The organism is Qipengyuania oceanensis (assembly GCF_009827535.1).
Lineage (GTDB): Bacteria > Pseudomonadota > Alphaproteobacteria > Sphingomonadales > Sphingomonadaceae > Qipengyuania_C > Qipengyuania_C oceanensis.
On sequence record NZ_WTYN01000001.1, the window covers coordinates 1,095,851 to 1,115,743 of the forward strand.

The 19,893-nt window shown below is 62.9% G+C and carries 14 protein-coding genes; 7 read left to right on the forward strand and 7 right to left on the reverse strand.

What is annotated here, in order from left to right:
• Positions 1–11: 11 nt before the first annotated feature.
• The 4 genes from GRI48_RS05325 (at position 12) to GRI48_RS05340 (ending at position 4,003) form a co-directional block, all read left to right on the forward strand.
• Positions 12–629 carry a CpaD family pilus assembly protein gene (locus GRI48_RS05325; RefSeq protein WP_160672459.1) on the forward strand — a complete coding sequence of 206 codons (618 nt, stop codon included), beginning with the start codon at positions 12–14 and terminating at the stop codon, positions 627–629.
• A 17-nt stretch (positions 630–646) separates the two neighbouring features.
• Complete coding sequence (locus GRI48_RS05330) at positions 647–1,924, forward strand: CpaE/TadZ family protein (protein WP_160672461.1); 1,278 nt, start codon at positions 647–649, stop codon at positions 1,922–1,924.
• A 77-nt stretch (positions 1,925–2,001) separates the two neighbouring features.
• The gene (locus GRI48_RS05335) at positions 2,002–2,973 is read left to right on the forward strand and encodes a type II secretion system F family protein (protein ID WP_160672464.1); all 972 of its coding nucleotides are present in this window, start codon (positions 2,002–2,004) and stop codon (positions 2,971–2,973) included.
• A 19-nt stretch (positions 2,974–2,992) separates the two neighbouring features.
• Positions 2,993–4,003, forward strand: a complete 1,011-nt coding sequence (locus GRI48_RS05340) for a type II secretion system F family protein (RefSeq protein WP_160672467.1) — start codon at positions 2,993–2,995, stop codon at positions 4,001–4,003.
• Positions 4,004–4,080: 77 nt separating this feature from the next.
• On the opposite strand, the gene GRI48_RS05345 is transcribed toward GRI48_RS05340, so the two are convergent.
• A complete protein-coding gene (locus tag GRI48_RS05345; protein WP_160672470.1) occupies positions 4,081–4,566 on the reverse strand; it encodes a MarR family winged helix-turn-helix transcriptional regulator in 486 nt (161 codons plus the stop codon).
• Between the two features lie 61 nt (positions 4,567–4,627).
• Positions 4,628–5,500: a crotonase/enoyl-CoA hydratase family protein gene (locus GRI48_RS05350; protein WP_160672473.1), complete on the reverse strand. Its 873-nt coding sequence runs from the start codon at positions 5,498–5,500 to the stop codon at positions 4,628–4,630.
• Between the two features lie 242 nt (positions 5,501–5,742).
• On the opposite strand from GRI48_RS05350, the gene GRI48_RS05355 reads away from it, so the two are divergent.
• Together GRI48_RS05355 and GRI48_RS05360 are read left to right on the forward strand one after the other, a co-directional pair.
• Positions 5,743–7,125: an NAD-dependent succinate-semialdehyde dehydrogenase gene (locus GRI48_RS05355; protein WP_160672476.1), complete on the forward strand. Its 1,383-nt coding sequence runs from the start codon at positions 5,743–5,745 to the stop codon at positions 7,123–7,125.
• Between the two features lie 23 nt (positions 7,126–7,148).
• Positions 7,149–7,748 (forward strand): SDR family oxidoreductase, encoded by a 600-nt coding sequence (locus GRI48_RS05360; protein WP_160672479.1) that lies wholly within the window; start codon positions 7,149–7,151, stop codon positions 7,746–7,748.
• A gap of 80 nt (positions 7,749–7,828) precedes the next feature.
• Here GRI48_RS05360 and GRI48_RS05365 read toward each other — a convergent pair whose 3' ends face one another.
• The 5 genes from GRI48_RS05365 to GRI48_RS05385 all read right to left on the reverse strand — a co-directional run bounded on the left by GRI48_RS05365 (position 7,829) and on the right by GRI48_RS05385 (position 16,124).
• Positions 7,829–8,614 (reverse strand): SDR family NAD(P)-dependent oxidoreductase, encoded by a 786-nt coding sequence (locus tag GRI48_RS05365; RefSeq protein WP_160672482.1) that lies wholly within the window; start codon positions 8,612–8,614, stop codon positions 7,829–7,831.
• A gap of 25 nt (positions 8,615–8,639) precedes the next feature.
• The gene (locus GRI48_RS05370) at positions 8,640–9,812 is read right to left on the reverse strand and encodes an acetyl-CoA C-acetyltransferase (RefSeq protein ID WP_160672485.1); all 1,173 of its coding nucleotides are present in this window, start codon (positions 9,810–9,812) and stop codon (positions 8,640–8,642) included.
• A 136-nt stretch (positions 9,813–9,948) separates the two neighbouring features.
• Positions 9,949–11,400, reverse strand: coding sequence for a tetratricopeptide repeat-containing sulfotransferase family protein (locus GRI48_RS05375; RefSeq protein WP_160672488.1), 1,452 nt, complete (start codon positions 11,398–11,400; stop codon positions 9,949–9,951).
• 4 nt (positions 11,401–11,404) lie between these two features.
• Positions 11,405–12,865 (reverse strand): tetratricopeptide repeat-containing sulfotransferase family protein, encoded by a 1,461-nt coding sequence (locus tag GRI48_RS05380; protein ID WP_160672491.1) that lies wholly within the window; start codon positions 12,863–12,865, stop codon positions 11,405–11,407.
• Between the two features lie 82 nt (positions 12,866–12,947).
• Complete coding sequence (locus GRI48_RS05385) at positions 12,948–16,124, reverse strand: TonB-dependent receptor (protein ID WP_160672494.1); 3,177 nt, start codon at positions 16,122–16,124, stop codon at positions 12,948–12,950.
• Positions 16,125–16,722: 598 nt separating this feature from the next.
• Between GRI48_RS05385 and GRI48_RS05390 the strand changes: the two genes are divergently transcribed.
• Entirely contained in the window at positions 16,723–19,842 is a 3,120-nt protein-coding gene (locus tag GRI48_RS05390; RefSeq protein WP_237451734.1) for a TonB-dependent receptor domain-containing protein, read from the forward strand.
• Positions 19,843–19,893 lie beyond the last annotated feature (51 nt).

Sequence of the window (19,893 nt, forward strand, 5' to 3'; positions counted from 1 at the left end):
AGGTGAGAACGATGCCCATTGCATTCAAAAGCAAACTGGCCAAGGCGCCCGCAATCGCCCTCGCCATCTCGACCAGCCTGGCGCTGACCGCCTGCGGCGGGATGCCGGAAAATGGCTCGGTCTATTCGACCAAGCAGCCGGTCGTCGAACGGACCAACTACGTCCTCGATGTTAAAACCAGCGCCGATGGCCTGTCGTTCGCAGAACAGCGGCGGCTCGCCGACTGGTTCGAGACGATGGATCTTCGCTTCGGCGACCGCGTCTCGATCGACGACCCAATGGCCAGCGCCGCGACCTACGACGCGATCAACCAGATCGCGGGCCGTGACGGCATCATCGTCAGCCGCGGTGCTCCGGTGACGGAGGGGATCGTCCCTGCCGGCCAGGCGCGCGTGGTCATCACCCGCTCGCTCGCATCGGTTCCGGGCTGCCCCGACTGGTCGGTCAAGTCGGAGATGAACTACACCAACGGCACCCACCCCGGACACGGCTGCGCCATCAACGGCAACCTGGCGGCAATGGTCGCCAATCCGGAAGACCTCATCACCGGCCAGAAGGGCACGGGCGAGACGGTCGTGATGAGCTCGACCAAGGCAATCCGGAGCTATCGCTCGGACAAGTCCGAATAACGCAGGGGAACACGACGATGAATGCTCCTTTCAAACCCGCAGGCAATCGCGACCCGTTTGCCGCCTATATCTGCGACGAGACATCGCTCGACGTGTTGCGCCCGGTGGCGATCGAACTCGGCTGGCAGCCCGAGAAGTGCAACAAGGGTGGCCTTCGCAACGCCATCCAGTCGCTCTCGGTGTCGGCGAGTCCGAACATCCTGATGGTCGACCTGTCGGAAAGCGGCGACCCGCTGAACGACATCAACGCTCTTGCCGAGGTTTGCGAGCCCGGCACCGTCGTTGTCGCGATCGGCCAGGTGAACGACGTGCGTCTCTATCGTGACCTGCTCGCGAGCGGCATCCACGACTACCTGCTCAAGCCCTTGTCGGCGAGCGCGGTGCGCGATGCCCTCAACCAGGCACAGGCGGTCTTCGCCGCGCCCAAGTCGAACGATCCGGACTCGGCCAAGCACCACATCTCGACCGCGATCATTGGCACGCGCGGCGGCGTCGGTGCCTCCACGCTGGCGACCTCGCTGGCCTGGATGTTCGGCGACAAGCACAATCTGCCGACGGCCCTGCTCGACCTCGACATCCACTTCGGGACCGGCGCGCTCGCGCTCGACCTCGAGCCGGGTCGCGGGCTGACCGACGCGATCGACAATCCGAGCCGGATCGACGGCCTGTTCATCGAACGCGCGATGATCCGGGCGAACGACAATTTGGCGATCCTGTCCGCAGAAGCGCCGATCAACGCGCCGCTGATGACCGACGGGGCTGCCTTCCTGCAACTGGAGGAAGAGTTCCGCCAGGCGTTCTCGATGACCGTCATCGACATGCCGCGCAACATGCTGATCAACTTCCCGCATCTGCTGTCCGACGTGAACGTCGTGGTGGTGACAACGGAAATGACGCTGGCCGCGGCCCGCGACACGATCCGCATCCTCTCGTGGCTGAAGACCAATGCGATGCACGCGATACCGATCGTCGTCGCCAACAAGGTCCAGTCCGGCGCAGGCGAGATCAGCAAGGCCGACTTCGAAGCCTCCATCGAGCGCGATATCGACTTCGTGATGCCTTACGACATCAAGGCCGCGACCAATGCTGCCAAGCTCGGCCAGACTTTTGCCGAAGCCAATTCGGGCAGCAAGGCGACTGCGGTGCTGCGCCAGATCGCCGACCGCATCATCGGTGCGGGCGACGGCGAAGGCGACAGCGAGCCGGCCAAGAAATCGCTGCTCGGCAGTTTCGACATCAAGTCGCTGCTGGCGAAGAAGGACAAGGGCGCGAGCGAAGCCGCTCACGCCGAGTAAGTCGCCGAGTGCCGGAGGGCAGCGATGCTCTCCGGCCAACCGGCAGAACGAATGTGTAGGAAAGGCGGGACGACGGCATGAGCATTACCCAGCTGCTGCTCCTCGTGGGTGGTTTGACGACCCTGATTTTCGTGGGCTACCTGGCCTACGCCGGCCCGTCGGCTGCCAAGGAAAGCCAGCGGCGCTTGCAGGCGCTGCGCTATCGCCATTCCGAAAGCACCAGCACCAAGGTCGAATCGCAGCTCAAGAAGGCGATCGCCGCCCGCAAGCCCAAGATGCACCGCATCGCCGGGTCGGGTTCGCGGCTGGAAGCGCTCGAAGGGCGCCTCGACCGGACCGGCAAGAGCTGGACCGTACAGCAGTACATCTACGTGTCGCTCGGCATCGCGCTGTTCATCACGCTGGTGGTGTTCCTGCGCACCAACGCCCTGCTGATGTCGCTGGTCGTCGGCCTGTTCGTCGGCGTGGGCCTGCCCCACTTCATCGTCGGCCGCTTCATCAAGAAGCGGACCGAGGCGTTCAACACCAAGTTTCCCGACGCGATCGAACTGCTCGTGCGCGGCCTTCGCTCGGGTCTGCCGGTGACGGAAACCCTCGCCGTCGTGGCGCAGGAAGTCCCGGGTCCGGTGGGCCAGGAATTCAAGGCCGTCGTCGACCGCATCAAGGTCGGCCGCACGATGGAGGAATCTCTGCAGGAAACCGCCGACAGGCTGGCGATCGCGGAATTCAACTTCTTCACGATCACGCTCGCCATCCAGCGCGAGACCGGCGGCAATCTGGCCGAGACGCTGTCCAACCTATCGGACGTGCTGCGTAAGCGCGCCCAGATGAAGCTGAAGATCCGCGCCATGAGCTCGGAATCGAAAGCATCGGCCTACATCGTCGGCGCGCTGCCGTTCATCGTCTTCGGCCTGGTCTGGTGGATCAACCCCAAATACCTCGCCGGGTTCTTCACCGACGATCGCCTGATCGTGACCGGCCTCGGCGGCCTCGTATGGATGAGCATCGGCGCCTTCATCATGGCCAAGATGGTCAGCTTCGAAATCTGAGCAGGACGGACGCAAGACAATGATCGACAATCCAGCCGGCCCCACGCTCCTAGGCTTCGACGTCATTCTCGTCGGCACGATCCTTGCCGGGATCGCCGCCTTCGCGATGATCATGGCGGTCTATGCCGCCATCACCGTGAAGGACCCGATGGCCAAGCGCGTCAAGTCGCTCAATGCGCGGCGCGACGAGCTCAAGGCGGGCATCGTCACCGCCAACGCCAAGAAGCGCCAGAGCCTCGTTCGTCGCACCGACACGACCGACAAGATCAAGGAAGCGCTGAACAGCATGAAAGTGCTGCAGCCGAGCCAGATCGAGGCCGTGCAGCAGAAGCTCGCCCATGCCGGTATCCGCAACAAGGAACTGGCGGTCTTCGTCATCATGGCGCGCCTGGTGTTGCCGATCGTCTTCGGCCTGCTCGGATTCTACTTGTTTTACATGTCCGACATGTTCCCCAAGTGGGGCGACTTCAAGCGGTTCGGCGGCCTCGCCGGCACGGTGATCCTGGGCTACAAGGCACCCGAGCTGTTCCTTTCGAACCTTTCGACGAAGCGATCCGACGCGATCCGCAAGGGCCTGCCCGACGCACTCGACCTCTTGGTCATTTGCGCCGAAGCGGGTCTCACCGTCGATGCCGCATTCAACCGCGTCGCCAAGGAACTCGGCCGCGCCTATCCCGAACTGGGCGACGAATTCGCGCTGACCGCGATCGAGCTGTCGTTCCTCAACGAACGGCGCAAGGCGTTCAACAACCTCGCCTATCGTGTCGATCTCGAAGCGGTGCGGGGCGTCGTGACCACGATGATCCAGACCGAACGCTACGGTACGCCGCTCGCCTCGGCGCTGCGCGTGCTGTCGGCGGAATTCCGCAACGAGCGCATGATGCGCGCCGAGGAAAAGGCTGCGCGCCTGCCCGCGATCATGACCGTGCCGCTGATCCTGTTCATCCTGCCGGTGCTGTTCATCGTCATTCTCGGCCCGGCGGCCTGTTCGATCGCGGATGCCTTCTCGGCCAAGCCCGGACGCGGCTAGGCGGGGGTCCGACAGCGACAAAAAAGGGGTCGGGACGCAGATGCGTTCCGGCCCCTTTTTTCTGTCGGAAGGTCACGTCATTCGGGCGCGAAGTCGTCCAGGCTATCGCAATCCAGTTCGCCGGCGCTTTTGCGCACGCGCGCGAGGAAGGTGCAGAACTGGGTCAGTTCCTCGTCCGTGAAGCCCGACACGATCTCCGCCTCCATCGCGCGTGCCAGCGGCATGATCCCGCCATGCATCGCGCGCCCTTCTTCGGTCAGCTCGAGGTGATGCGATCGGCCGTCATCCTTGTTGGGCTTGCGCACGGCAAGCCCACGATCCTCGAGAACCTTGCACGCGCGATTGACCGCCACCTTGTCCATCAGCGTCGCCGCCGTCAGGTCGCGCTGCGTGAGATGTCCCGCATCGCCGAGCACGGCCATGATCCGCCATTCCGGTACCTTGAGACCGAAACGCGCGCGATACTGCTCCGAAATCCGGCTGCTGACCGCGTTGGAAGCGATCGACAGCTGGTACGGCAGGAAGTCCGCAAGCGGCTGGTTCAGAGTGTCTTTCGCTCCCATCGAAAGCAAGCTTACTGGCGGTCCTGTCGCGCACAAGCCTCTTGTTTCAAATGAAATCTTTTCACTCGTAAACGGGCTCGTCCCACCACGGGTAGAAGTCGGGCATGTCGCCGCTGACCGTATCCGGATAGGCGGGCGCGCGCTTCTCGAGGAAGCTCGCGATGCCTTCCTTCGCATCCGCGCTGCGGCTCAGGCGGTAGATTGCCCTGCTGTCGATCCTGTGGCCGTCCATCGGGTGGCCGCCACCGCCGATCCGCCACAGCATCGCCCGGGTCATCGCGACCGATACGGCCGAGGTGTTGTCGGCGATCTCGCGAGCGATACCGATCGCTGCGTCCATCAGCTCGCCTTGCGGGTGGACCGAGCGCACGAGCCCGCGCTCCTTCGCCTCTGCCGCGTCGAAGATCCGTCCGGTGAAGCACCATTCCAGCGCGGTCTGCATTCCGACGAGCCGCGGCAGGAACCAGCTCGATGCGGCTTCGGGCACGATGCCGCGCCGGGCGAAGACGAAGCCGTAGCGCGCATTGTCGCTCGCAAGCCGGATGTCGAACGGCAGTTGCATCGTCGCGCCCACGCCCACGGCCACGCCGTTGCAGGCGCCGATCAGCGGTTTCTTCGACTTGAACAGCCGCAATGTGAGCCGACCACCGCCATCACGCACGCGCTCGTCCGACAGGTCATCGACCGGGTTCGGGTCGGAAAAGACGTGGCCGCCGCCCTCGGGCGTCAGGTCCGCACCGGCGCAGAAGGCGCGCTCGCCCTCGCCCGTGATGATGACCGCGCGAACCGAATCGTCGGCATCGGTTTCGTCCATCGCCGCGATCATCTCGTTCATCATCGTGCCGGTGAAGGCGTTCATCTTCTCCGGACGGTACAGGGTCAGCGTGGCAATCCCGTTGGCCTTCTCGAGCCTGATCTGGGTGTAATCGGTCATTTGGAATCTCTCCCGGTCGTTCCGTAGCGGTGGAGCACATCACGCATGGTGCTGGCAAGAAGTTGCCCGTCAGACACGGCGGGCTCGCGAGCGATCTGCATAAGCGGCAGTGGCAGGCTTGATCATTCGGTCATTTCGATAGGCGCGGGCGAGACTGCAGGCAAATGACAGGAACGACACCCAGCGTCGCACCGTTAGTGAAGCGAACCCCCTCTCCCAAAGAAACGAAAAGGCAGCCCTTCATGGCTCAGATCACCACCAATAACCCCGCGACGCGCGAAGATATCGAGACCTACGACCTCATGTCGAAGGACGAAGCTTTTTCCAAGATCGAGGCTGCGCACGAGGCTTTCCTCGAATGGCGCACACGCAGCCACGAAGAACGCGGCGAGGTGCTGCGCAAGATCGCCAAGGTGCTCCGCGACAATGCGGACCGGATCAGCGCGATGATGACCCGCGAGATGGGCAAGCTGCTGAAGGACGGGCAGACCGAGGTCGAGATCTGCGCCCGCATCTTCGAGTACACCGCCGACGAGGGTCCGTCCAAGCTCGCCGACGAGGAGCGCACCCACTCCGGCGGCAAGAAGCGCGGCATCGTCACCTATTCGCCGATCGGCGTCATCTACTCGATCCAGCCGTGGAATTTCCCGCTCTACCAGCCGGTGCGGGTGCTGGCAGCCAATGCGATGGCGGGCAACGCCTGCATCCTCAAACATGCCTCGATCTGCACCGGCAGCGGCCTCTTGCTGCGCGACCTGTGTCTCGAGGCCGGCCTGCCCGAAGGCCTGTTCGACGTGGTGCTGGTCGATCATGACGTTTCGGATGCGATCATCCAGCACGACAAGGTGCGCGCCGTTACCATGACCGGCAGCGACGGGGCCGGGAGCCACATCGGCAAGACCGCTGCGGAAGCGCTGAAGAAGACAGTGCTCGAGCTGGGTTCGAACGATGCCTATCTCGTCCTGGAAGACGCCGACATCGATCTGGCGGTGAAGACGTGCGTGATGGGCCGCCTCTACAACAATGGCGAGACCTGCGTGTCGGCCAAGCGCTTCATCGTGACCGACGTGGTCTACGACGAATTCGTCGAGGCCTTCGTCGAGCGGATGAAAGCCGCCAAGATGGGCGACCCCACGAGCGAGGATACCCAGCTTGGCCCCGTGTCGAGCAAGGAACAGTTCGATACGCTGGTTAAGCAGGTCCGGAAGAGCCTAGATGGCGGCTGCACGCTCCTGTGCGGCGGCGATCCGGAAGACGATCCGGACGGCTGGTACTACCCCGCTACCGTGCTCGCCGACTGCAAGCCGGGTACACCCGCCTACGACGACGAATTGTTCGGCCCCGTCGCTTCGATCATCCGTGCCAAGGACGACGAGGATGCCATGCGCATCGCCAATGACAGCCGCTATGGCCTCGGCGGCGGCATCTTCACCAAGGACGAAGACAAAGCGATCAGGCTTGCACGCGACCACTTCGACACCGGCATGATCCGCATCAACTCCTTCGGTGCGGCCGATCCCAACATGCCCTTCGGCGGCGTGAAGGACAGCGGGTACGGCCGCGAACACGGTGGCTTCGGCATGAAGGAATTCGTCAATGCGAAAGCCATCTTCCTTCCCTCGTGAAGCGATCCAGAAAGGACATCTCGATGAAAATTCTCGTCGCCGGTGCAACCGGCAACACCGGCACGCGCCTGGTCAAGGAACTGTGCGAGCGCGGTCAGCAGCCGGTCGCGCTCGTGCGCAAATCGTCGGACACCGACAAGCTCCCCGACGGCGTTACGCTGCGCCAGGGTGACCTGACCGACCTGCAGGACGACGTCGCCGAGGGCTGCGAAGTGGTCGTCTTCGCAGCCGGCTCGGGCGGCGACACCGGCGCGGAGATGACCGACAAGGTCGACCGCGACGGTGCGATCAGGCTCGTCGACATTGCCGCGCAAAGCGGCGTTCGCCGGTTCGTCATGCTGAGCTCGGTCGGCGCAGACGATCCAGATCCCGAGAGCGAACTCGCGCATTACCTGCAGGCAAAACACGATGCGGACGAGCATCTGAAGGCCAGCGGTCTTGAATATGCGATCCTGCGCCCTGTTGCTCTGACCGACGATGGACCGACGGGGTCCGTCATCCTCGGCGATGACGTCGATCCGAAGGGCAAGGCAGCGCGCGGCGATGCCGCCGTGTTGCTTGCCGATGCCGCCGAACAGGATGACTGGGCCGGCACGATCAGGCTGATGCAGACCGACTACTGATCGTTCACCTGCACCAATGAAAAGCGCCGCCCGCTCCACGATGGAGCAGGCGGCGCTTTCGTTTTCTGCGGCAGCTGCGATTAACGCGGCGCCATGCGGATCGCACCGTCGAGGCGCACGTCCTCGCCGTTGAAGTAGCCGTTCTCGATCATGGTCATGGCGAGATGGGCATATTCCTCGGCATTGCCGAGGCGCTTGGGGAACGGGACGCTGGCGGCGAGCGCTTCCTTCACCTGCGGCGGGGCAGCATTCATCAGCGGGGTGTTGAAGATGCCGGGAAGGATCGTGTTCACCCGGATTCCTTCGCTCATCAGGTCGCGCGCGATCGGCAGGGTCATGCCGATAACGCCGCCCTTGGACGCCGAATAGGCCGCCTGACCGATCTGGCCGTCCTCGCCCGCGACGCTCGCGGTGTTGACGATCGCACCGCGATCACCGTCTTCCGACAGCGGATCGAGGGTCATCATGCCGGCCGCCGACTTGGCGATGCAACGGAAAGTCCCGACCAGGTTGATCTGGATGATCCAGTTGAACGCGTCGAGCGGGAAGTGGCTGATTTCACCCGTGTTGCGGTCGCGCTTGGCGGTCTTGATGGCATTGCCCGTACCGGCGCAATTGACCAGGATCCGCTCCTGCCCGTGGGCTTCGCGTGCCTTGGCGAAACCGGCATCCACGCTGGCTTCGTCGGTCACGTTCACTTCGCAGAAGATGCCGCCGATCTCTTCGGCGACCTTCTTGCCCTTTTCTTCCTGCAGGTCGAAAATCGCGACCTTGGCACCCTTGGCTGCGAGCGCACGCGCGGTCGCTTCGCCGAGGCCGGATGCACCACCGGTCACGACGGCCGGGGTCTTGCTGCTTACTTCCATGAATTCTCTCTCCGTTTCAGATAAATCAAAGGGCTTCGACGATGGTGACGTTGGCGACGCCGCCGCCTTCGCACATCGTTTGCAGGCCGTATTTGAGGCCGCGCGCCTTGAGCGCGTGGATGAGCGTTGCCATGAGCTTCGTCCCGCTCGCACCGAGCGGGTGGCCGAGCGCGATCGCACCGCCGTTGACGTTCAGCTTGTCCGGGTCGGCGCCGGTGTGCTTGAGCCAGGCGAGCGGCACCGAAGCGAAGGCCTCGTTCACCTCGTACAAGTCGATGTCGCCGATCTTCATCCCGGCACGCTCGAGCGCGCGGTCGGTCGCGAACAGCGGCTCCTCGAGCATGATGACCGGATCGCCCGCAGTCACCGTAAGGTTGTGGATGCGCGCCATCGGCGTCAGGCCATAGGTCTTGAGCGCCTCTTCCGAGACGATCAGGGCAGCCGAAGAGCCGTCGCAGATCTGGCTCGATGTCGCCGCGGTCAGCGCGCCATCCTCGGTCAGGCGCTTGACGCCGGCAATGCCTTCGAGCGTGGCATCGAAACGGATGCCTTCATCGACCGTGTGCATGGCATCGCCATCGGGCGTTTCGATCTCGACCGGGACGATCTCGGCTTCGAATGCGGCCGACTTGGTCGCTGCAATCGCCTTTTCGTGGCTAGCGAGCGCGAAACGATCGAGGTCGTCCTTGGTGAAGCCGTGCTTCTTGACGATCATCTCGGCGCCCATGAACTGCGACCACATGATGCCGGGATACTTTTCCTCGAGACCGGGCGATTTGTAGTTTCCGAGGCCTTCCTTCATGTGGAACATGGCGGTCGAGCCCATCGGCACGCGGCTCATGCTCTCGATACCGCTGGCGATGACGACGTCCTGCGTCCCGCTCATGACGGCCTGCGCGGCGAACTGGATGGCCTGCTGGGACGATCCGCACTGGCGGTCGATCGTAACGGCGGGTGTCGATTCGGGCAGCGTCTTGCTCGCGAGCACCGCGTTGCGGCCGACCTGCATCGACTGCTCGCCGCCCTGGCTGACACAACCCATGATGACGTCCTCGACGGCATTGGGGTCGATCCCGGTGCGGTTGACGATCGCGTCGAGCGACTTGGCGGCGAGATCGACCGGGTGCACGCCGGCGAGGCGACCGCCGCGGCGGCCTCCGGCTGTACGGACTGCGTCGACGATATAGGCTGCTGGCATCGAATAAGTCTCCAATTGCAATCTTGTTTACCTGCATGTCGCTATGGTCGCCACGGCGGCGGGTCAAGCGGAGTCGGCAGATTTGCAGTCGACCAGAGCGAAAAGCGCGCCCTTCGGCGGCTGTCAGAAGTGATGGTCAGTCGGCAAAGTAGCTTTCGCGAAACGGTTCGAGATAGTCGGAATAGGGGTCTGACAGGCCGACGGCCTGCGTCCCGATCGGCTCGCGCACCTGCATGACGCTGGCCGTGGTGACGAGCCTGCGGTTCTCGTGGGGAGCGAACACCGCGTCTTCATGCGGCAGTCCGCAGAAGTCGAGGATCCGCTCGATCTGCGGGCGCGGGTCCGCGACCAGGGCCTCGTATTCGACCGGCAGGATGGTGTCGGGAAGCGCCTTGCTCCAGTGTTCGAACAGGCGATCTTCGATGCGCAGGTAGGCGGCGATATCCTCCTGCTTCCAGCTGAAATCCTGCCCCTTGACGAAATAGGTCCGGAAGATCGACCAGGCACAATCCATCGGGTTGCGGCGCAGCCAGACGACTTTCGCCTGCGGCAGGATCGAGGCGAGCAATCCGATATAGCGGCTGGTGTTGAGTGCCTTGTCGACGAACTTGCCTTCGCCGGGGAAACGCTCCCTACCGAGATGGAGGAACAGTTCCGAGAGAGTATCGGGCGACTTGCGGGCGGAATAATCCTGCAACGCCTGTGCCGAGTTGTTCGCAAGATCACGCGCGACCAGCGGCAGCCGGCCAAGTTCTTCGCCACCGCGCACGGCCGAATGGCTGGCAAGGATCTGCTCGACCAGCGTGGTGCCGGATCGCGGTGCACCCGTCACGAACAGCGCCTCGGACGTATCGACTCCGATCCCCTGAGGTGCCTTGGCGATGGCATCGAGCGGCCAGTTGTCGATCGTCGCCTGCGCGACTTCGGCGTCCCTGCCTGCGTCGTACTTGCGCTCGAGCGAGGCGAGCATGGCTCCGCGGGCCAGATGGCGAAAAGCGCGATCGGTCTCGCGCCGGTCGAAATGGACCCGGCCCGCCGCGTAATGGAACTGCGCCTGTTCGATCAACGGCGCGCCGGCTACGCGGTTGACGCCGGCCACGATCTCGTCACCGATCGGATCGCCCTGCTTGCGCTTGCGAGAATTGGCGAGGACCAGCATCGCCTGGCCCGATGCAGGATCCGCCTGCAACGCCTTGCGCAGGAAGTGTTCCGCCTGCTCGAGCTTGTTCAGATTGACCGACATCGTGCCCATGATGAAGGCGTGGCCGGCAGGGGTCGGAAATTCTTCCGGCAGCTTGCGCATGACGTCGACAGCATCGGCAATCCGGCCGGTCTGGGCCAGCATCGCGGACTGTTCGAAGCGCATGGCCGGGGAACGCCCGGTTTGCGCCACGGCGAGCCGCATGGCTTTGTTGGCAGAGGTCAGCTCGCCATTGGTCTGGAGCACTTTGGCGACCTGATGCCATTTCTTGCCGAGTTCGGCTTCCATGGCTAGAAGCGCAAAAGCCGCCTCGTTCGAACCTTCACGGTCGTTACGACCCAGAGCGGCAACAAATTGTTTCAAAAGGGCGACGGCATCCTGGCTCATCGGATCAGGCCTCCCGACCTTGCCGGGCGAGGGCGTCGGTGAACTCGCCGAGCATTTCGCGATAGGGTTCCGCGACACCGATGCCGGCCCTGTTGATCGGGCGGCGAACCTGCTGGGCGCTGGCGGTCAGCACCGATCCTCCCTGTTCGTGGAAACGCAGCTGCGCCTCCTCCGGCTCGAGCCCGCAATGCCGGGTAATCCGGTCGATCCAGCGGTCAGGGTCGGCAACGAGATCGGCGTAGGACACCGCCAGCATCCGGTCTCCGAGCACCTTCGACCAGTGATCGAACAACTCGTCTTCGACCGACATGTGGTCGACGATATCGGCAGGGGCCCACCCGCTAATGACGTTCCGGGGCAGCCAAGTACGGTAGATGGACCAGGCATTGTCGAGCGGGTCGCGGCGCATCCACACGACCGGGGAATCGGGAAACAGCGCCGAGAGCGGGCCGAGCGCGCGGCCGTGGTTGAGAGACTTGTCGACGAACTTGCCGCTGCCGGGAATGCGCTCTGCAGCGAGCCGCAGGTAGATGTCGCGCAGCGATTCCGGCGTACCCCCGCCGGCGACGAACCGTTCGAAATCGTGCGGGGCAAAGCCGCCGACCGTCGCCTCGAGCTGCCGGGAGAGGCCGAGCTCGGCGCCACCATCGACTGCCGAGTGGGCTGACAAAATCTGGGAAACCAGCGTCGTGCCGCTGCGCGGCAAGCCGGCGACGAAGATCGGCTGGCGGGGCCTCTCGTCGGAAATCACCGAATGCTGGGCGATCGAGGCGCGGTTCCAGCTTGCCGAAATTCGCGCCGACTCCCGGTTCTCCGCCGGGTCGTAGTGGTAGGATTGCGCCGAGACCTCGTGCGACTTGCGGTAATGCTCGAAAGCCCGCTCGAAATCCTTGAGCGAATGGTAATAGCTGCCCAGAGCGCTGTGCGCCGCCGCGAGGTCGAGGTCCTCCCCGACGAATGGCTGGGTATAGTCGCGCAGGATTTGTGCCGCGTCGTCGCCGGTCAGCCGGCCGAGATCGGCAAGAGCGACCCAGACCCGCCCGAAGCGGGGCTGGATCGCGATGGCATCGCGAAAATGCTTTTCGGCCCTGTCGGGTTGATCGAGATTGGAGCACAGCGCGCCGCGGAAATGCGCGTTGGCGAGAGGATCGGGCACATTGTCGGGCACTTGCCGCATCAATACGGCGGCTTCGTTTGTGCGGCCGACCTGTGCGAGGATGACTGCCTTTTCGTAGGCCACCTGATCGCGCGGGCCGCCTTGACGACCCCATTCCTCGATGGCGGAAATGGCGAGATCCATTTCGCCCCAGGTGACGAGTTCGGACCACAAGTTCGGCCACTGGTCGCCGATCGGTGCGCGTTCCGAGATCAGGACGCGGGCGGAATCGATCAGTGGCAAGCGGTCGCCACGCTGGCGCGCCTCGCGGAACCCGGCGACCGCGCGTTTGACCGCTTCGATATTCATGACAGCTCTTGGTCTCCGGAAACGAAAAGGGGCGGCACGAGGCCGCCCCTTCCCTAGTGTTCGAACTAACCGTTTACAACGATCAGCGGCCACCGCCGAAGCGCATGGTCCAGTTCAGACGAACCGAACGCGGCTGCTGGTACCCACGGACCTTGCCGTAGTTCGGGTTCGCGCCACCGAAGTCGATGTCGCCGAACTCGTTGTAGTCGAGCTCCTGCTTCCAGTTGAAGACGTTGAACACGTCGACACGGAAGAAGACATCGCGGTTCTCGGCGAACGGCATCAGCTTCACGCCGAGGTCGATCGATTTGTTCCACTCCGACTTGAACGCAGTGCCGCGCGGGACGAGAACCGAACCGGTACCTTCGCCATCTGCAACACCGTTCGGCAGACCGTCGCCACCGAAGCGTGCCTGGCGGCAGTAGAACGAGGCAGCACCGTACGAGTACTCGAAGGTGCTCGAATCGTTCTTGTAGTTACCGATACAGCTGAACTTGCGCGGCGATTCCACGACGGCGTTAAAGCCGAGGTCGAGCCATTCGGTGGGCTGGACGTGACCGAACAGCTTGAACGAGTGGCGACGACCGTTGGCGAGATCGCCATTGGCACCGTCGAGGAAGCCCGGCTGGTCGAAGTCCTGCGTAAGGCCGGTGTCGGTCTGGTTGTTGTCCGACTTCACGCCACCTTCGAAGTTACCCCGAAGCTTGGTGTAGGTGTAGTTGAACGTGAACCCGTAGAGACCGTTGAACGCCTTCGCGAGTTCGAACTGGACCGCGTCGTACTTACGGACGGCCTTCGGATAACCGAGCGATTCGCCCGACAACGTAACGACCTGGCAGGTATCCGGGTTGTAATCGCAATCGCCATCGAGACGAATGGTCATGTCTTCACCCGGATTGGTCAGCACGTACTGGTGGAAGCCCGACCAGATGGGCGAACCCGAAGAGGTCGTGCAGTCGATGCCGTTGTCATCGCAGTACTGGTTGACCGCCTTGTCGATCGCCACGTCTTCCAGCGTCTCGCCGAGACGACGGTTGATGTAGTTCAGGCTGACAGTCCAGTCACCGAAGCGATGCGACGCGCCGATGAGCCACTCGTCCGTGCTCGACGGCTTGAGGTTCGCGTTGACCAGCGTATCCGTCGGACCGAGCGTACCATCTGCAAAGATGATGGCGCAGCGGTTACCCGCATCGGGGCTCCCGGTCGGGCAGGAACCACCCGAGTTCGGGACGAAGTTGTTGATGTTGCCGTTATCGTCGAACGTGAAGAAGTCCGGCACGCCGTCGTTGTTGGCGTCGGCACCCGAAACGCCAGCGGTCGAGTAGATCATCCGCTGTTCGTAATAGGTTTCGGCACCAGCCAGGCGGATGTTGGTGTTGGTAGCGATCGGAAGGAAGTAACGGCCCCAGAAGGCGTTGATCTTCGTCGCACCGTCACCGAACACGTCGAACGAACCACCGATACGCGGACCGTAGTTGTAGCCACTATCGTAATAGAGCTCACCCGCCTGCGTGTAGTTCTTGAACTTGTCAGCGCGGAGGCCGAGCTGCAGGTTCAGACGATCATCCATGAGCGACCAAGCGTCCTGGATGTAGAACGCCTGCATCTTGGTGTTGAACTCGCCTTCATTGAAGTAAAGGCGACGACGGGTTTGCGTGGTGCGGAAATCGTAGCGGTATCCATCACCGGTGTAGCGCGTGAGTTCGCCAGCCGTCAGGTCTTCGTAATCGAAGCCTGCGCGGATGTGGTGCTCACCCAGAGCCGAGAAGTAGAGGTCGGCGTCGGCCCGGTAGAACTTACGATCGTTCCGGTCCTGCAGGTCGCCAATCACCGTGCCGTAAGCGTCACGCGTCGGCCCGATGCGGGTGATCGCGTACTGACGGTCGGGCGAAGCGAACTGGATCGACTTGTCCTTGTTGCGGCCATACGAAGCAGACAGCGTCAGGAAGTCGGTGAACGACCCGGTGTAGGTAAGGATGTAGTTGTCGCCACCGAACTGGTTGACGACCGTACCACGCTTACCGACGATTTCGCCGATGCGGTTCGGATCCGAGTTCGGCAGACGGCCGTTCTCGTAAACCAGGTAATCGGTTTCGCGGGTCTGCTTGTCGCTCCAGTAGGTACCTTCGAGACGGTGACCGTTAGCGATCACGAAGTCGACCTTGCCGCCGAAGAAGGGCGAATCGTTGGTCGACCGGGTGCGCAGCGCGTTCGAGAACGACGTGCTGCCCGTCTCGGAGTAACGCGGCTGATAGATGCCGTAGAAGAACAGGCGGTCCTTGATGATCGGGCCCGACAGGTAGAACGCAGCATCTACAGAGTTGCTGTAGTCGTCTTCATTCAGTGCGAGCACGATATCACCGTCGGTCGTCGGATCGCTGTCCGCATCGGTGAAGGTGTTGGGCGAGGTCGAACGCAGGAAGTTCGGGTTGTAGTTGATAACCGCACCCGCTTCGAACTCGTTCGAACCCGACTTGGTGACCGCCGAGGTCACACCACCGAGAGCGCGACCGTATTCGGCCGGATAACCGCCGGTCTTGATATCGATCGTACGGTAGAACTCGAAGGGAATGATCGAACCGCCGAGGAAGTTACGGAAGTTCGTGATGTTCATGCCGTTGACGTAGTAGGCGTTCTCGGCGACCGTCGCACCCGAGATCGAGGTCAGGTTACCGAAGCCGGTGTCACCTGCTGTCGTACCCGGCGCGAGCTGGATGAGCGAGTCGAGATCGCGACCGACAGGAACGGTTTCAGCAAGTTCCTGAACGTCCAGCGTCAGACCGGTCTGGGTCGACTGGAAGTCGTTCGCAATGACGCGCGTACCGGTAACGACGATCGCGTCGCCGACGTAATCGTCGGAAACCGCGGTCGGGCCCGAAGCAGCGACATAGCGATAGTTGGCGTTCTGACCGGCGACGACGTTGGCGCCACGGTCTTCGACGACCGTCTGGCCACCGGACGTCACGACAACGGTATAGCTACCGGTCGGAAGGGCGGTGACACGGAAAGAACCGGACGAATCGGTAGTGGTGGTGTTGGTGAAGCCCTGCTCGTTCGACGTGACGCGAACTTCGGCGCCCGCAACCGGAGCGCCGGCATCGTCGACGATGGTCCCAACGAGGTTACCACGGGTGTAGTCCTGCGCGGCAGCAGGCGCAGCACCAACGGCCAGAAGGCCGGCTCCTGCCCCCGCAAAAGCGAGGACTTGCAGAGCGCTGCTCGCTTCGAGCACGCGCTTGCGTAGGTTCTTGCTGTGCATAAATTTTCAGTCCCTAATTAATGAGGAGGCACCATTCCCGGTAAAGGCAGCACCTCTTTAATTTCCCACACCCCGACCGGCTTGCGCTCCGAAGGGCTGGAGAAGGGTGCCAGATGGACGAGGGCCAGTCCCACTGTAAAGGTGTTTGGTAGCACTTGAAACGATCGCTCGGGCGTTGTTGCAATTGCGCCACGGTGCTCGCAACTGGCCCAGTTCGCTCTGGCATGGCGCCAGGGAGAGTTGCTATCAGGCCGAGCAATACCCGTGATGGCCTGCGAATTCAGTTGCCTGCTGAATTGCTCGACGCATTCAGGATGGATTGTCGGTTGCGGTGCTCGCGCCTACGAAACACCGCCCCCTTCGATCCTCGAGCAGCCATTTCAAGGTCGGCGGTTTCGGGGCGGCGCATAGCTTAAGTTGTTGCGCAACCGCCACAGTCTCGCGTCACCTGTCCGAAATCATTCGAATCTGATTGCGATTCCACCCCCGCTCACACAGAGAAACAGCTGCAGAGCCGTGCCGGGCGCATGGCCGCAGTCACCATAGAAAACTCGAACTGTTCGACCGACTTCGTCGGCCGAAAAAGAGGGACAAAAAAATGAACAAGATGAGCTTTATCGGGCGCGCCTCGAAGACTCGCCTTTTCGCCACGACCGGCCTTGCGGCCGCTCTGGCGGGTTTGGCCGCAACGCCTGCATACGCGCAGGACGAGGAAGCAGCTCCGGAAATCGTGGACGCTAGCGACGCCGTCGCTCCTGAAGCGGCAACCAGCGAAGAAAACTACATCGTCGTGACCGGATCGCGTATCCGCCGCTCCGAGATCGTCGGCACCGAACCGGTCAGCTCGATCTCCGACCAGTACTACGCCGAGCGTAACATCACCAACGCCGCCGACGCGCTCAACGAACTGCCGCAGTTCCGTGGCAGCGTGACTCAGCGTGGCGACCAGGCGAGCTATGGTGCCGGCGTCAACTTCGTCAACACCTTCGGCCTCGGCTCGAACCGCACACTCAGCCTCGTCAACGGCCGCCGCGTCGTTTCGTCGAACCTGCCCTCGCTGTTCTCCGCCGGCGGCCCCGGCGTTCAGGTCGACCTCAACATCATCCCGACCATCCTGATCGAGCGTATCGACAACGTCTTCGTCGGAGGCGCTCCGGTTTACGGTTCGGACGCCATCGCAGGCACCGTCAACATCATCCTGAAGGATCGCTTCGACGGTATGGAACTGTCGGGCACCACCGGCATCAGCGATCGCGGCGACGCGTTCAACTACAACGTGTCGGGCGTTTTCGGCACCAACTTCAACGAGAACCGCGGCAATGTGACGCTGGCCCTGTCCTACGACAAGGCAGAGGGCGTTCGCGGCGTCGATCGCAAGCACGTTCGTGACAACCTCGGCACGCTCAACAACCTTTGCGCTCCGGGCACGACCGTTCCGGCCGATGACGGCCGCGTCAACCCGAACATCGGCTGCAACACCGGCCCGGACGATGGCGTTCCGGCCCGCATCCTGTTCCCGAACGTCCTGTCGCCGTACCTGTCGACCGGCGGTGTCATCCTCGACACGGGTCTGCAGTATGCCTTCGGCCCGACCGGCGACCTGATCCCGAACATCTTCCCGGGCACCAACCTGACCGGGTTCTTCGGCACCGGCCTCAGCCCGTCGGCCTACAACACCGCCGACCAGACCAGCCTCACGGCGACCCTGGAACGCTTCACGGCCAACGCATTCGCAAGCTACGAGCTGGTCGAAGGCGTCGAGCTGTATGGTGAAGCGCTGTACTACAACGCCCGCTCGCTCGAGGAAGGCAACAACCCCTCGTTCAACACCTTCGTGTTCGACCCGGACGTCAGCGGCGGCCTGAACTACGACGTGGCCACCAACCCGTTCCTGACCGACCAGGCTCGCGGTATCCTGACCGGACTCGGCATCACCGAGTTCAACGTCTCGCGTTCGAACGAGGACCTGTTCGACAACGGCTCGCTCACCGAGAGCGAGCTGAAGCGCGGCGTGCTCGGCGTGCGGGGCGACTTCGGTGGTCTCAGCGGCAATCGCTGGAACTACGACGTCAGCTTCAACTACGGCGAGAACCTGATCGAGAACTTCAGCCAGGAGATCAACCAGCAGCGCTTCATCAACGCCGTCAGCTATGAAGCTGCGGCCGATGGCAGCGCCGTCTGCACGATCACTCCGGCGGTTCCGGTTGCGCCCGGTCAGCCGGTTCAGCCGGTTGCCGATCCGAACTGCGTGCCGCTGAACCTCCTGGGTGTCGGCGTCGCCAGCCAGGAAGCGCTGAACTACATCCGTGAAGACGTCCGTGACGTGGCCAAGCTGCGCCAGATCGTCGTCAACGCAAACGTCGGCGGCGACCTGTTCGACCTGTGGGCCGGCCCTGTCGCGTTCAACGTCGGTGGCGAATATCGCGAGGAGAAGGCTTCCTTCACCCCGTCGAGCTTCGTCCAGAACGGCGAAGGCCGTGGCGCTCCGGTTACCCCGATTTCGGGTAGCTACAACGTTAAGGAAGCGTTCGGCGAAATTCTCGTTCCGCTGATCAGCCCGGAAAACAACTTCCCGGTCCTGTACAGCGCCGAAGTCTTCGGCCGCGTTCGCTACGTCGACAACAGCGTGAACGGTGGTTTCACCTCCTACGCTGTCGGCGGCACGATCCAGCCGATCCGGGACATCAAGCTGCGTGGTAACTTCACCCGCTCGTTCCGTGCTCCGGCCATCACCGAGCTGTTCCTGCCGCAGAGCCCGACCTTCGAACGGCCGAGCGACCTGTGTACCGCGCAGGCTCGTAATGCCGGTCCGGTGCCCGAGACCCGCGCTGCAAACTGCGCCGCGTTCCTTCAGGCAACCGGCAACGATCCGGCTACCTACACCCTGCTTGCAGCCCAAGCATCGGTGGCTGGTATCTCGGGCGGCAACCCGGACCTCCAGAATGAAAAGGCCGACAGCTACACCTTCGGTGCAGTCCTGCAGCCGCGCTTCATTCCGGGTCTGACGATCACGGCCGACTACATCGACATCAAGATCGAAGGTCCGATCGCGTCGCTCGACTCGGCTGACCTAGCTGCTGGTTGCTTCGACAACACCGACTTCAACACCGCAGACCCGATCAACGGCAACAACTTCTGCTCGCAGCTCGGCTTCGGTGCTGATGGCCAGATTCCGAACACGCCGTCCAATCCGGCGGTGCGGACCGGTTTCGTCAACGGCCAGGAAGAAAGCTTCAGCGGGATCGTCAGCGCACTCGACTACGTGACTCAGCTGAACGGCCTGGGCCTGCCCGGCTCGATCCGTCTCGGCGGTGACCTGCTCTACGTGCGTCGCCGCGTTGTCGACATCACGGGTGTCGCTCCGCAGCGTTCGGACGGCGTCCGCGGCGACCCGGAATTCTCGGGTCAGGCGCGCGTTGTCTATGACAACGACAGCTGGGGCGTGGGCGTTTACGCGAACTACATCGGCGAGCAGCTCTATTCGCGCTTCGATCGCGGCGACAGCCCGAACGACACGCGTGAAATCGACGAGCTCGACGATTACGTGACCGTCAACGCGAACATCTTCTTCGAAACGGAGAACGATTTCCGCTTCAACTTCTCGGTCACCAATCTCTTCGATCGGATCGGCCAGAAGTACTACGGTTACATCATCCCGGGTTCGGAGAACGACGACATCGGTCGCCGGTTCAACGTCTCGGTTACCAAGCGCTTCTGATCTTGGCCGGGTGCGGTTCGCCGCACCCGACCTGCTACGGAACAAGAAAGG